This window comes from Bradyrhizobium sp. U87765 SZCCT0048 (assembly GCF_018131225.1).
Taxonomy (GTDB): Bacteria; Pseudomonadota; Alphaproteobacteria; order Rhizobiales; family Xanthobacteraceae; genus Bradyrhizobium_A.
Genome location: NZ_JAFCMM010000002.1, coordinates 476,342 through 489,809, shown reverse-complemented (window position 1 = coordinate 489,809; position 13,468 = coordinate 476,342). Strand labels below are relative to the sequence as shown.

Here is a 13,468-nt window from a genome sequence, read left to right as displayed (position 1 = left end):
GTCACGGGCATGTCGCGCGGCATGAGATGGGAGCGAACAAGGATGCGGGGCGTCATGGCCGCGCTCACATCCGGAACACGCCGAACTTCGTCGGCGGGATCGGCGCGTTGAGCGTCGCGGCGAACGACAGGCCGAGGACACGGCGAGCCTGGGCGGGATCGACGACGCCGTCGTCCCACAACCGCGCGGTCGCGTAGTAGGGGTGGCCCTGGTCTTCGTACTGGTCGCGGATCGGTGCCTTGAAGCGCTCTTCCTCCTCGGCGCTCCAGGTTCCGCCGTTGCGCGTCAGGCCGTCACGCTTGACGGTCGCGAGCACGGCGGCGGCCTGCTCGCCACCCATGACGCTGATGCGCGCGTTCGGCCACATCCACAGGAAGCGCGGCGAATAGGCGCGGCCGCACATGCCATAGTTGCCGGCGCCGAAGCTGCCGCCGATCAGCATGGTGATCTTGGGGACCTGGGCGGTGGCGACCGCGGTCACCATCTTGGCGCCGTCCTTGGCGATGCCGCCGTTCTCGTATTTGCGGCCGACCATGAAGCCGGTGATGTTCTGCAGGAACAGCAGAGGGATGCCACGCTGGGCGCACAGCTCGATGAAGTGCGCGCCCTTCTGCGCCGATTCCGAAAACAGGATGCCGTTGTTGGCGATGATGCCGACGGGCATGCCATAGAGCCGCGCGAAGCCGGTGACGAGGGTCGAGCCGTAGCGCGCCTTGAACTCGTCGAACCGCGAGCCGTCGACGACGCGGGCGATGATCTCGCGCACGTCGTAGGGCTTGCGGGTGTCCTGCGGAATGATGCCGTAGATCTCGCTGGGGTCGTACAGCGGTTCCTCGCTCGCCGCCATCGCCACCGGCATGGTCTTCGGACGGTTGAGATTGGCGACGATGCGGCGGGCGATGGTCAGGGCGTGCGCATCGTTCTCCGCGAGATGATCGGCGACGCCGGAGATGCGGGTATGGACGTCGCCGCCGCCGAGATCCTCGGCCGTGACGACTTCACCGGTCGCCGCCTTCACCAGCGGCGGGCCGCCGAGGAAGATGGTGCCCTGATTGCGCACGATGACGGTCTCGTCGCTCATCGCCGGCACATAGGCACCGCCCGCGGTGCACGAACCCATCACCACCGCGACCTGCGGGATGCCCTTCGCCGACATGTTGGCCTGGTTGTAGAAGATGCGGCCGAAATGCTCGCGGTCGGGAAACACCTCGTCCTGGCGCGGCAGGAACGCGCCGCCGGAATCGACGAGATAGACGCAAGGCAGGTTGTTCTGCTCGGCGATCTCCTGCGCGCGCAGATGCTTCTTCACCGTCATCGGGTAGTAGGTGCCGCCCTTCACCGTGGCGTCGTTGGCGACCACCACGCAATGCTGCCCCTGGATCGAGCCGACGCCGGCGATCAGGCCGGCCGCCGGCGCGTCGCCGTCGTACATGCCGTGTGCCGCGAGCTGGCCGATCTCGAGGAATGGCGTGCCGGGGTCGAGCAGTTGCGCGACACGGTCGCGCGGCAGCAGCTTGCCGCGCGCGGTGTGCTTGGCGCGGGACGCCTCGTCGCCGCCAAGGGCGGTTGCGGCGGCCTTGGCGCGGAGGTCGTCGACCAGCGTGCGCATCGCCGCAGCGTTGCCGCGGAACTCGTCTGACTGCGGGTTGATCTGGGTCTTCAGGGCTTGCATGGACTTGGGTCCCCTTGGCTCCGCCTGGCGGCCGATGGAATGGCGTCTCGCCGCCGTTACATCGTCTCGGCGTACAGTTCGCGGCCGATCAGCATGCGGCGGATCTCGCTGGTGCCGGCGCCGATTTCGTACAGCTTGGCGTCGCGCCACAGCCGTCCGGCGGGATACTCGTTGATGTAGCCGTTGCCGCCGAGCACCTGGATCGTCTCGCCGGCCATCCAGGTGGCGCGCTCCGCGGAATAGAGAATGGCGCCGGCGGCGTCCTTGCGCAGCGAACGCGCATGGTCCGCCCGGTCGCAGGCCTGGCCGACGGCGTAGACATAGGCGCGGCAGGCCTGCAGCGTGGTGTACATGTCGGCGAGCTTGCCCTGCATCAGCTGAAATTCGCCGATGCTGCGGCCGAACTGCTTGCGGTCGTGCACGTAAGGCAGCACCACGTCCATGCACGCCGCCATGATGCCGAGCGGCCCGCCCGACAGCACCGCGCGCTCGTAGTCGAGGCCGCTCATCAGCACGCGCACGCCATCGCCTTCGGCGCCCAGCACGTTCTCGGCCGGCACCTCGCAATTCTCGAAGAAGATCGGATAGGTGTTGGAGCCGCGCATGCCGAGCTTGTCGAGCTTGGTGCCGAAGGTGAGGCCCTTGAAGCCCTTCTCGATGATGAAGGCGGTCATGCCCTTGGCACCGGCGTCCGGCTCGGTCTTGGCGTAGACCACCAGCGTGTCGGCGTCGCCGCCATTGGTGATCCACATCTTGGAGCCATTGAGCACATAACGGTCGCCGCGGCGGTCGGCGCGCAGCTTCATGCTGACGACGTCGGAGCCGGCGTTCGGCTCGCTCATGGCCAGCGCGCCGACATGGTCGCCGGACACCAGCTTGGGCAGGTACTTCGCCTTCTGGGCGGCGTTGCCGTTGCGGTGGATCTGGTTGACGCACAGATTCGAGTGCGCGCCGTAGGACAGGCCGACCGCGGCCGAGGCGCGCGAGATTTCCTCCATCGCCACCATGTGGGCAAGGTAGCCGAGGCCGCTGCCGCCATACTCCTCGCTGACGGTCAGGCCGTGGACGCCGAGATCGCCGAGCTTTTTCCAGAGGTCATGGGGAAACTGGTTGTCGGCGTCGATCGCCGCGGCGCGCGGCGCGATCTCGTCCGCGGCGAAGCTGCCGACGGTGTCGCGCAGCATTTCGATGGTCTCACCGAGCGGAAAGCTCAGGGCGGTGTCGTGGCGCATGGAAACATCCTCCGGGTATTGCAGGGATTGGCGTGCGGAGACGGCTCAGGCGGTCCTGATCTCTCCGAGGTTGAGTTCGTCGATCATGTGATCGCGCATCACGAATTTCTGGAACTTGCCGGTCACCGTCATCGGCATCTCGTCGACGAAGCGGACATAGCGCGGAATCTTGTAATGGGCGATCTGGTCGCGGCAGAAGTCGCGGATCTCCTCGGCCGTGCTGCTCTCGCCGGGCTTGAGCACGATCCAGGCGCAGATCTCTTCGCCGTATTTGGTGTCGGGTACGCCGAATACCTGCACCGACTGCACCTTGGGAAAGCGGAACAGGAATTCCTCGATCTCGCGGGGATAGACGTTCTCGCCGCCGCGGATCAGCATGTCCTTGGCGCGGCCGACGATGTTGCAGTAGCCCTCGTCGTCGATGGTGGCGAGGTCGCCGGTGTGCATCCAGCCGTCCCTGACCACTTCGGCGGTGCGCGCCGGATCCTCCCAGTAGCCCTGCATCACCGAGTAGCCGCGCACGCACAGCTCGCCGGTGGCGCCGCGGGGCAGGACGTTGCCCTCGGCATCGATGACCTTGGCTTCCAGGCGGGGCTGGATGCGGCCGACAGTGGTGACGCGGCGCTCCATCGGATCGGTGGTCGAGCTCTGGAACGACACCGGCGACGTCTCGGTCATGCCATAGGCGATGGTCACCTCGGACATGTTCATCTGCGCGACGACCTGCTTCATGGTCTCGATCGGGCAGGGCGAGCCCGCCATGATGCCGGTGCGCAGCGACGACAGGTCGAAGCTGCGGAAGTCGGGGTGGGCGAGTTCGGCGATGAACATCGTCGGCACGCCGTGGAGCGCGGTGCAGCGCTCCTCGGCGACCGCCGCCAGCGCCGCGCCGGGATCGAACGCCTCGCCGGGAAACACCATGGTGGCGCCGGCGCTGACGCAGGCGAGCACGGACAGCACCATGCCGAAGCAGTGATACAGCGGCACCGGAATGCACAGCCGGTCGATCTCGCTGAAGGTCATCGCCCTGGCGATGAAGCGGGCGTTGTTGACGACGTTGTGGTGCGTGAGTGTCGCGCCCTTGGGATTGCCGGTGGTGCCGCTGGTGAACTGGATGTTGATCGGGTCGTGGCAGCCGAGCGCCTGGTCGACGATCCGCACACCCTCGCCGCGCGCCATGACGTCGGCATAACGCAGCATGTCCGGCGTCTCGCCGTCGCCGAGCCGGATGATCCACTGCAGCGCTGGCAATTGCGGCCGCACGGTCGCGAGCATCTCGAGGTATTTCGAGGTCTTGAGCTGCTCGGCCGAGATGATGGCGCGGCAGCCGGAGAGGCGCAGCGCGTATTCCAGCTCGGAGAGGCGGTAGGCAGGATTGATGTTGACCAGGATGAGGCCGAGGCGGGCGGTGGCGAACTGGGTCACCAGCCATTCGCTGCGGTTGGGCGACCAGATGCCGACGCGGTCGCCGCGCGCCAGGCCGAGCGCCTGCAGGCCGGCGGCGAACCGCTCGACTTCGGCCTGGAACTGGCGCCAGGTCCAGCGCACGCCCTGCTCGCGGAACACGACGGCAAGCCGGTCGGGGAAGCGGGCGGCGGTGTCGGCCAGCAACGCGAAAATGGTCAGGTCGCTGAGCGGCGCGGTGGCGTCGCCCTCGACGTGAGACAGGTTGGGGTCGGTGGCCATGTCGCGTTCCCTCCGGCTGCGGCTCTGCGGCCGCTCGACGGGCTCCACGCTAGGCCTGTCCGGGGCGCTTTTGCTGCCAAATAGGTTGCAAATCGTGCCATACTCACAGCATGTCGCAGGTCGCCGCCACTCCCGTTGCTTTCGTCAACGCCATGATTCTGGCTTACGAAAAATACGGCCGGGATCCCCGCTCGGCCTTGCGGCGAGCACAAATCACGCCAGCGCTATTGCGCCAGCCGGACGGCCGCATTACCGCCGCCCAGATGGAGACCATTTCCGGCATCGCGATGCAGGAGCTGGACGACGAGGCGCTGGGCTGGTTCGGCCGGCGGCTGCCCTGGGGGAGCTACGGCATGCTATGCCGGGCGTCGCTGACCTCGCCGACGCTGGGCGTCGCGCTCAAGCGCTGGTGCCGCCATCACCGCCTGCTCACCGAGGACCTTACCCACACCCTGCGCATCGATGGCGATGTCGCCGAACTGGCGCTGACCGAGCACCGTGACCTCGGCGCCATGCGCGAGTTCTGCCTCGTCACCAGTCTGCGCTTCGTGCTCGGCTATGCCTGCTGGCTGGTCGACTCGCGAATCCCGCTGCTCGAGAGCGGCCTTGCGTTCGCGCCGCCGCCGCATGCGGATGTCTATCCGCTGCTGTTCGCACCCGGCCCGGTGCAGTTCGAGGCCGGCTGGACTGGCTATCGCTTCGATGCGCGCTACCTCGCGCTGCCGCCGCGGCGGGACGAGCGGGCGCTGCGCACCATGCTGTTCCGGGCGCTGCCGCTCACGGTGTTGAAATATCGTCGCGACCGCCTGCTGACCCAGCGCGTCCGCGAGCATCTGCACCGCGGCGCTCTGTCCGCCACCGCGCTCGCCGACGCGCTGAACCTGTCGGTGCGCAGCGTCCATCGCATGCTCAGCGACGAGGGCACGTCGCTGCAAGCCCTCAAGGACGAGGTACGGCGCGAGCGAGCCATCGATCTTCTCAGCCGCACCAAAAGGCCGATCAAGCAGATCGCGCGCGCCGTCGGCTTCCGCAGTGAAAAGAGCTTTACGCGCGCGTTCCGCGACTGGACCGGGCAGTCGCCGAGCGGGTATCGGTCGAAGCCTCGCATCACGGCCTGACACGTCCGGAGATCGAGGATCCCGCTGGGTTCGACGCGATCGTGACCGCGAACTGAGAGCCTCGCGGGCGTTCGCTTTTGATGGAAGCGTGAACGCGTTCTGGTTCTTGGTTCGACGCGTTGTCGTCACGAGCCGGTGCCCGCTTCGCTCGACAGCGCGCTCGCTCCGTCGCGGAGCCGGTCGTGCGGCAACACCTGTCCCGGTCTCGCCGCGTGCTGAATTCAATCGGCTGTCTCTGGCGCTCGCCACGGACGAATCCATGACGGACCGTCCCTTGGCGCCGTTCCGGGCGATGGGAGTTGTTCTCCCATCGCCCGGTCGAGAATCAGGCCCAGTTTACTTGGGCGGACAGGGCTGGCCGTTCGGCAGCACACATCCATGCGGCGGGGCGGGCTTCGCAGCCGCAGGCGGCGGCGGCGGAGCCGGTTTGGGCGCCGGCGGTGGTGGTGGTGGCGGCGGTGCATGCACCACAGGTGGCGGTGGCGGCGGCGCCGGTCGTGGTGGTGGCGGCGGCGGCGCATGCACCACCGGTGGCGGAGGCGGCGGAGCTGGTCGCGCTGCGGGCGGCGGCGGCGGTGGCGGCGCATGCACCACGGGTGGAGGTGGCGGCGCGCGCACCACCGGAGGCGGAGGCGGCGGAGCCGGTCGCGCTGCGGGCGGTGGTGGCGGAGGCGGCGCGTGCACCGCGGGTGGCGGCGGCGGCACCGGCTTTGGCGCCGGCGGCGGCGCAGGTGGAGGCGTATGCGCCGCGGGCGGCGGTGCGGGCGGCGCGGCTCTTGGCGCGGGCGGCAGTGCAGGCGGTGCAGCCGGCTTCGCCGCCGGCGGTGGCGGCGCCTGCGGAGCCGATGGCGCGGGCACGGGCTTGGCTGCAGGCGGCGGCACGGGGGCAGGCTCGACCTTCGTGCCGTGCGCAGGCGCGGAGCCGCCGGGAGCAACGGCCGTTCCGGCCGGTGGCACCGCACCCGCAGGAGGCGCTCCCGCGGACGGCTGCTTCGGCGGCAGCGCCTGACCACCCGCCGCGCCTGGCAAAGGTTGCCCGGTCTGACCACCGGAGCTCGGAGGTGCACCGGCCTTTGCTCCCGATGGCGGCGGCGTCGACGTGCTGGGCGGCGCGGCCGATCCGGCCGGCGGTGTCCCGCCGGCGGCAGGTGCCCCCGTTGATGGCTGCTTCGGCGGCAGCGGCTGGCCGCCTGCGGCCCCCGGCAAGGGCTGTCCGACCTGCCCTGCCGGGGCCCCCGGTTTGGCCCCGGAGGCTGGCGGTGTCGCGGTGTTCGGCGCCGTGGCCGTGCCGGCCGGCTGCGTTCCGGCAGCCGGAGGCGCTCCCGTCGACGGTTGCTTCGGCAGCGGCTGTCCACCCGCCGTCCCCGGCAACGGTTGACCGGCCGGGCTCGCCGGCGTTCCGGTCTTGGTGCCGGGCGTCGGTGCAGATGTGCCGGGTGTCGTTGCAGGCGTACCGGGCGTTCCGGCCGACGGCGTCCCGCCGGCAGCAGGCGCTCCCGTGGCGGGTTGCTTCGGCTGTCCGGCCTGGTTCGGTGCGGCGACAGCGGGCTGACCACCGGTGGCGGCGCCACCCGCTGCGGGCGGGGTGCCCGGCTGGTTGGTCGCAGGCCCAGCCGCGGGCGCGGCGGGGGCCGGCGCCGTGCCGGCGGCCGGCGGCGTCGTAGTCGATGGCGTCACCTGCGTGCGCAGGACTTTGCCCGGCGCCAGCGGCGGCGCCGGCGGAGCCGGCTGGGGAGGAGGCGTGGTCGCCGCTTTGGTGGCGACCGACGACGGCAGCGACGGCGCCAGCGCCACGGCGGCGGCGGCTGCTGCGCCGACACCGGCTGCCGCGAGGCCGGCCTTGGTCGCCGGCGAGAGAGCGACGGCCGGCGGCGGCGCACCGGGCGCGGCGGGGGCGGTTGGCGGCGCGACGGCCACGGCCGGCGTCACGGTCTGCGCCTGGCCCTGCGGGTTGGTGATGGTCACCATGTTGGTGGTGTTGTTGATCACCACCGTGTTGTGGATGTTGTTGTAGATGATGTTGGTCGGCGGCGGCGCGATCTGCGGCGGCGGCGCGACCCACACCGGCATCGGCCGGTACTCCGGCATCGGCAGCACGAACGCGATCACCGGCGGCGGTGGCGGCGGCAGATCGGCGAAATACACCGGCGGCGGCGGCAGGAAGATCGGCGGCGGCGGCGGCGGCGGCGCAAAACCGAAATCCGGATCGTCGAACACGAGCACCGGACGCTCGACGTAGACGATCTCCTCCGGCGGTGGCGGCGGCACCTCGTAGCTGATCTCGTCGAACCGCGGCGGCGGCTCGAACGCAGCGGACAGGAAAGCCAGGCGACGGCGGGCGTCGTAGGAGTGCGCGCCGCGCGGATAGCGCCGCAGATACGACCAGTAGGCGGGCGGCGAGTCGACGTTTCGCGTCTCCCGCCAGACAATGGCTTCCCGGCGGGCGGCGATGATGGCGCGCACGCGCGCAGCCATCGGATCACGCGGATAGACGGCGAGGAAGTCCTGGTAGCCAGCGAGAGTGTCGCGGTCGAGCGCCGCGAGGTAGGCCTCGCGCGCATCGAAATCGCGGATCGGCCGGCGGCGGTTCACCGCGGTCTGTTCGGCCGTCACCTGCTGCGGCGGCGCATCCGCGGCACGCTCGAACAAATACAACGGCGCCTGCAGCTTCGAAACGTTCCATGGGACCTGAGCGCCGTTGGTGAGCTGGTTGACGCGCAGCCGCACCCGCACGAACACCTCATCGAGCGCGACGCCGCCTTCACGCGTGATCTCGGCGAGGGCCTGGGCATAAGCCGAATACGGGCCGGCCTCGTCGGGCGCGATGGTGCCGGGAGCGGCATTGAAGGCGACAAGGGTCCCCTGCTCGGGATCGACCAGGGCAAGACCACCCGTCAGCGGATTGCCGGTCTTGGCGAACGGATTGGCACGGGCCAGATCCAGCACGACCGCGCTTGCTTTCAAATGAAGGGCGGTCAGTGGCCTGAGATAGTCGGAGAGCCTGAGCGCCTCGGCCGAGACACTAGCATCGCTGGTGATGCGGGCATCGATCGGTACGAAGTAATTCTCGCCCTCGAGCTGCACGCCATAGCCGGACAGATAAACGTAGGCGACGGTATCGGGTCCTGCGGACGACGCCTTGTCGAGGAAGTCGCGGAATGTCCGGCGCAGCGATTCCTGGTCCAGGTCACGCGCGCCGGTGACGTCGAAGCCGGCCGCCTGCAAGGTCTGTGCGACCAGGCCCGCGTCGTTCGCCGGGGTCGGCAACGAGCCGGTTTGATAGTTGGCATTGCCGATGACGAGAGCGATGCGGCGCTCCGCCGCCTGCGCATTGGCCATCAGCGCCAGAAGCGCCGCGGCAACCCAAAACAGCTTCTTCATCGACAGAAGTCCTCACTCGATCCCGATATTTGAGCAGACGTTCGTGACGCTGAATGGAAGCTGAATGCTGCCGGCCTCGACGCCTGTGAAATGCAAAAGTCTTGTTACGCCATACCACGCCATGGATGAGGCCGCGATGGGCTCCGACGCCCGCCCCGACATTTGATCACTCCGCAACGCGTCGGCCGGAAACCACAGGTCGCCGCAATCCCGACAAGAACGTTGCAACAGGCTGCCGATCGCCCCCAAACCGATCCCCGACAATTTGGGCCATTGGAAGGCCAGGCTGACCATGCCTCGCTGACCATGCCTGCCGCGCACGACGGCGTTGTCGATCGGCCAGGGGATTGTTTCAATAATTTATATAATCACAGCGCTCTTGCATCCGACGTGCCGTCGCCGTCATCTCCGGGACAACAGCGGATCGCCAACACCGCCGACGAGGAAACGTGCTCATGCCCCGCCCATCATCCGCGAAAGCCCGGCGGTTGACGATCACTGGCCATTGCGGGACACAGCGCGGTGCCTGACCTCACACGACGAAGCCTCATCCAGACAGGCGGGCTGGCCATCACAGCGGCAATTGCGGGGATGAAATCGGTGACTGCAGCAACGTGGCTGAACGATATCCGGGCCATCACATTCGATGTCCAGGGCACGTGCGTGGACTTCTACCAGCCGATCCTGCGCGCGGGCGAGGCGATCAACCGGGCCAAGGGCCTCACCCTCGACTGGGCAGCTCTCTCCACCGAGTGGCGCAATCTCTACCGGGTGGCGCTGGATGACGTCATCACCGGAAAGCGTGCGTGGATCCGGGTCGACCGCATCTATCGCGAAGCGCTGGACGCGCTGCTCGAGCGGCGCAGCCTCTCTCCGGCCTTCACCACCGCCGAGCGCGACGAGCTGAACGCCGTCTGGAGCAAGCTGGACGCGTGGCCCGACAGCGTCGAGGGCCTGTCTCGCCTGCGCGAACGCTTCGTGACATCGACCCTGTCGAATGCCGGCATGGCCGCGGTGATCGCGGTGGTCAAGCACGCCCGCCTGCCGTTCGACGCGGTGCTGACCGCCGAACTCGCGCGCAGCTACAAGCCGTCACCGGCGGTTTATCAGCTTGCTGTCGATGATCTCGGCTTCCCGGCTCACCAGATCCTGATGGTTGCCTGCCACAAGTACGACCTGAAGGCGGCCCGTGCGTTCGGCATGCGCACGGCGTTCGTCGCCCGTCCGCTCGAATTCGGCCCGACCGCGAGGCCAGACGTCGAACCCGAACCCTGGTTCGACCTCTACGCCAACAGCTTCACAGATCTCGCCGACGCGTTGCTGCGGGGCTGACCGGTCGCCCCTTGAGATGCAGCTCAGCGCTTGCGCACGAACTCCGTGCGCAAGACGAGGCCCTTGATGCCGTCGTAACGGCAATCGATCTCTTCCTCATTGTCGGTCAGGCGGATCGACTTGATGACCGTGCCCTGCTTCAGGGTCTGATTGGCTCCCTTGACCTTGAGGTCCTTGATCAAGGCCACCGAGTCGCCGTCGGCGAGGACATTTCCCGCCGCGTCACGAACCACGGGCCGGCCGGTCTCGGCAGCCTTGGCCATCTCCGACGCGGGGCGCCATTCGCCGGTCACCTCGTCATAGACGTAGTCGTCGTTCTCGTCAGCCATCGCGACTTCTCCAGGGCATCGGGAGATCTGCCGTGCCCAGGATGTCGAAACAGCTTCGGGAACCTGACGGACAACGACAGATCAGGTAGGCCGTGGCTATATGGGCTTGACGGTGCGGATGCAACTCTGCCGGGGCGCTCAAAGCAGACGCCGCCGGAATGGCGTGTCCAGACCCACACGACTTCCTTGACCATGGTCGCCTTCGGAATGAGGCCAAGCGTGAAGAAGCGGCCGGCGGTGCCGCGCACGCTTCCGGCGCGCGAGCGGGAATGCGGCAGGCCGCCATGTCCAACCTGTCGCAGGCCGGTCGCGGCGTGTGTCACCCCAATGTCATCCGTCAACGTTACCTAATCCGCCCAGTCGGGGGATGCCCGAGGCGCCGTCCTTGGGTTTGGAACGATGGTTGTCATAGCAAGTCTGCGGCGAACGGAGCTCGCGCGCTTGTCGGTCGTGTGGGGGGCGATCGTCCTCCTGACCACCAGCGTCGTTCCGCAACGCTCGCGCGCCGCCGAGCCGCTCGTGACCTTCGACATTCCGGCCCAGCCGCTGGAGACCGCGCTTGGCGCCTATGGCACGGCCACCGGCATCCAGCTGCTGTTCGATCCCACGCTCACCGACGGTCGCCGCACGCCGGGGCTCAAAGGCACCTTTGCTGCGGCGAGCGCGTTGAATCGCCTGCTCGCCGGCAGCGGGCTCGCCGCGCGCATGATCGGCGATGCCGGCTTCACGCTGGTCGCGCTGCCCGCGCGCGGTCCTGACGATGTCTCGCCGACCGTGCAGCGCTTCAATACATATTCAGCGGCGCTGCAGGGCGCGATGCGCGGCGCACTGTGCCGCGTCCGGGACGCCGCGCCGGGACCCTATCGTGTGCTGGTGCGGCTGTGGATCACGTCATCCGGAGCGACCGAGCGGGCCGAATTGCTGACATCGTCCGGTGACGAGCGGCGCGACGGCCTGCTGGTCGGGAGCCTGCGCACCCTGTCGGTCGGCATGCCGCCGCGCGATCTGCCGCAGCCGGTCACGCTGCTCGCCGCGTTCGAGGACGACGCGGCGACATCCTGCGCTGGCGTTCCCGCACGCAATCGCGGCGGAGAAGCCGCGCGATGACCGAAACATTGTTCACGGCCCTGCGCCGTCTTCTCGTCGACGACTACGCCGGCCTGAAGGAACGGCTGGGACGCCGCTTCGGCTCGTTCGATTTCGCCAGCGAGGTGCTGCACGAGGCATGGCTGCGGCTGCAGCGCGCCGAGCGGGCGGTGTCGGCGGCGGCGGTGCAAAATCCGAAAGCCTATCTCTACCGTGTCGTGCTCAATATCGCGACCGACCGCCAGCGCGCCGAGCGCTCGCGTCTTGCCGTAGCCGATGTCGAGGCGATCCGCCAGCATGCCCAGGACGATCTCGATCCGGCGCGCGTCGCCGAGGGGCGTCTTGCCCTGCACGCGCTGTCGCAGGCGATCAATGCGCTGCCGGCGCGGCGGCGAGCTATCTTCATGGCGGCGCGGCTCGAAGGGCTGCCTTATAAGGTGATCGCCGCGCGGTTCGGCGTCACCGTGCGAGTGGTCGATCGTGAACTCGCGCTGGCGCTCGAGCATCTCGCCGATGTGTGGGAGGAGGGCGGGGATGGTGGAAACGACGGTCGGAAGCCGTCTACACCATGACACGATCACCAATGACGGAGCAAAGCGGACAGGCCGTGCAGACGCCAGACATCGATCCCACCGAGCGGGCGGCACTGCGCACCGTGGCGCTCGACTGGTTGCGCCGCCTCAGCAGTGGCGAGGCGACGCCGGCCGATTCCGCGGCGCTGGCGCAATGGCGGGCCATCAGCCCGGCCCATGCCCATGCGTTCGCCGAAGCGGCGGCGCTATGGGAGGTACTCGGCGATGCGGCGCGCAAGGCTGAAGGCGATCGCGTGGTCACGATGCCGCGGCGCCACCGGGAGGGGGTGCTGTCGCGGCGTGGCGTGCTCGCCGGCGGCGCGGCCGCGGCTGCGTCGGCGGCGGCGATTGCGGTGGTGCGGCCGCCCTTCGCCCTTTGGCCCTCTGCCGCGGAACTGACCGCGGACTACCGCACTGGCATCGGCGAGCGGCGTCAGGTCGCGATCGGCGACGTCGCCGCCGTCGAGCTCAATACCCGCACCAGCCTCGATCTGCGCGGCGCCGGGAATGGCGAGGCCCACATCGAACTGATTTCCGGCGAGGCCGCGGTCTCGACCCGCGACAACGCTGGCCATGAGCTGGTGGTGGTCGCCGGCAACGGCCGTGTCGCCGCGCGCCACGCCTCGTTCAACGTGCGCAAGGAGGGAGCCGCGGTCAGTGTCAGTTGCACGGCCGGAGCCGTCGCTGTCACCTGCGACGATCGCACGGTGCCGGTGCGGGCGGGCGAGCAGCTCGCTTACGACAGCCGGGGCGCGGGCGCGGTGACGGCGGTCGATCCGGAACTGGTCACGGCCTGGAGCCGGGGCCTGCTGATGTTCCGCCGCGCGCCGCTGTCGCGGGTGATCGATGAAGTCAACCGCTACCGCTCGGGTCGGATGATTCTGGTCGATGCGGCGCTCGGCCAGCGCCAGGTCGTCGCCAATTTCCGCCTCGACCGCATCGAAGACGTCGTCGACTTCATGGCCAAAGCGATGGGTATTCGGGTGCGGTCGCTGCCGGGTGGCGTCGTGCTGGTGGGCTGAGGCGCGCTGCGGCGAAAAAATCGCGGCGTGCGCCGGTG

11 protein-coding genes are annotated in these 13,468 nt (G+C 68.8%); 5 read left to right on the top strand and 6 right to left on the bottom strand.

The window, feature by feature from the left end:
- Positions 1 to 64: 64 nt before the first annotated feature.
- Genes JQ639_RS15355 through JQ639_RS15345 form a run of 3 tightly spaced genes read right to left on the bottom strand, consistent with a single transcriptional unit; the run spans position 65 to position 4,590 of the window.
- Positions 65 to 1,672, bottom strand: a complete 1,608-nt coding sequence (locus JQ639_RS15355; protein ID WP_211966892.1) for a carboxyl transferase domain-containing protein — start codon at positions 1,670 to 1,672, stop codon at positions 65 to 67.
- Positions 1,673 to 1,728: 56 nt separating this feature from the next.
- Entirely contained in the window at positions 1,729 to 2,904 is a 1,176-nt protein-coding gene (locus JQ639_RS15350) for an isovaleryl-CoA dehydrogenase (protein ID WP_211966893.1), read from the bottom strand.
- A 45-nt stretch (positions 2,905 to 2,949) separates the two neighbouring features.
- Positions 2,950 to 4,590 carry an AMP-binding protein gene (locus JQ639_RS15345; RefSeq protein WP_211966894.1) on the bottom strand — a complete coding sequence of 547 codons (1,641 nt, stop codon included), beginning with the start codon at positions 4,588 to 4,590 and terminating at the stop codon, positions 2,950 to 2,952.
- A 110-nt stretch (positions 4,591 to 4,700) separates the two neighbouring features.
- On the opposite strand from JQ639_RS15345, the gene JQ639_RS15340 reads away from it, so the two are divergent.
- Positions 4,701 to 5,708 carry an AraC family transcriptional regulator gene (locus JQ639_RS15340; RefSeq protein WP_211966895.1) on the top strand — a complete coding sequence of 336 codons (1,008 nt, stop codon included), beginning with the start codon at positions 4,701 to 4,703 and terminating at the stop codon, positions 5,706 to 5,708.
- Between the two features lie 336 nt (positions 5,709 to 6,044).
- On the opposite strand, the gene JQ639_RS15335 is transcribed toward JQ639_RS15340, so the two are convergent.
- The gene (locus tag JQ639_RS15335; RefSeq protein WP_211966896.1) at positions 6,045 to 9,089 is read right to left on the bottom strand and encodes a caspase family protein; all 3,045 of its coding nucleotides are present in this window, start codon (positions 9,087 to 9,089) and stop codon (positions 6,045 to 6,047) included.
- 12 nt (positions 9,090 to 9,101) lie between these two features.
- The gene (locus JQ639_RS15330) at positions 9,102 to 9,383 is read right to left on the bottom strand and encodes a hypothetical protein (protein WP_211966897.1); all 282 of its coding nucleotides are present in this window, start codon (positions 9,381 to 9,383) and stop codon (positions 9,102 to 9,104) included.
- Between the two features lie 228 nt (positions 9,384 to 9,611).
- Between JQ639_RS15330 and JQ639_RS15325 the strand changes: the two genes are divergently transcribed.
- Positions 9,612 to 10,421, top strand: a complete 810-nt coding sequence (locus JQ639_RS15325) for a haloacid dehalogenase type II (RefSeq protein WP_349644705.1) — start codon at positions 9,612 to 9,614, stop codon at positions 10,419 to 10,421.
- A gap of 23 nt (positions 10,422 to 10,444) precedes the next feature.
- Here JQ639_RS15325 and JQ639_RS15320 read toward each other — a convergent pair whose 3' ends face one another.
- Positions 10,445 to 10,777: a zinc ribbon domain-containing protein YjdM gene (locus JQ639_RS15320; RefSeq protein ID WP_349644720.1), complete on the bottom strand. Its 333-nt coding sequence runs from the start codon at positions 10,775 to 10,777 to the stop codon at positions 10,445 to 10,447.
- Between the two features lie 423 nt (positions 10,778 to 11,200).
- Here JQ639_RS15320 and JQ639_RS15315 point away from each other — a divergent pair, with 423 nt between their 5' ends.
- Genes JQ639_RS15315 through JQ639_RS15305 form a run of 3 tightly spaced genes read left to right on the top strand, consistent with a single transcriptional unit; the run spans position 11,201 to position 13,430 of the window.
- Positions 11,201 to 11,857, top strand: a complete 657-nt coding sequence (locus tag JQ639_RS15315; RefSeq protein WP_349644721.1) for an STN domain-containing protein — start codon at positions 11,201 to 11,203, stop codon at positions 11,855 to 11,857.
- The gene (locus tag JQ639_RS15310) at positions 11,854 to 12,408 is read left to right on the top strand and encodes an RNA polymerase sigma factor (RefSeq protein ID WP_211966900.1); all 555 of its coding nucleotides are present in this window, start codon (positions 11,854 to 11,856) and stop codon (positions 12,406 to 12,408) included. Before JQ639_RS15315 ends, JQ639_RS15310 begins: the two co-directional genes overlap by 4 nt.
- Before the next feature lie 35 nt (positions 12,409 to 12,443).
- Complete coding sequence (locus JQ639_RS15305) at positions 12,444 to 13,430, top strand: FecR family protein (RefSeq protein ID WP_211966901.1); 987 nt, start codon at positions 12,444 to 12,446, stop codon at positions 13,428 to 13,430.
- Positions 13,431 to 13,468: the final 38 nt, after the last annotated feature.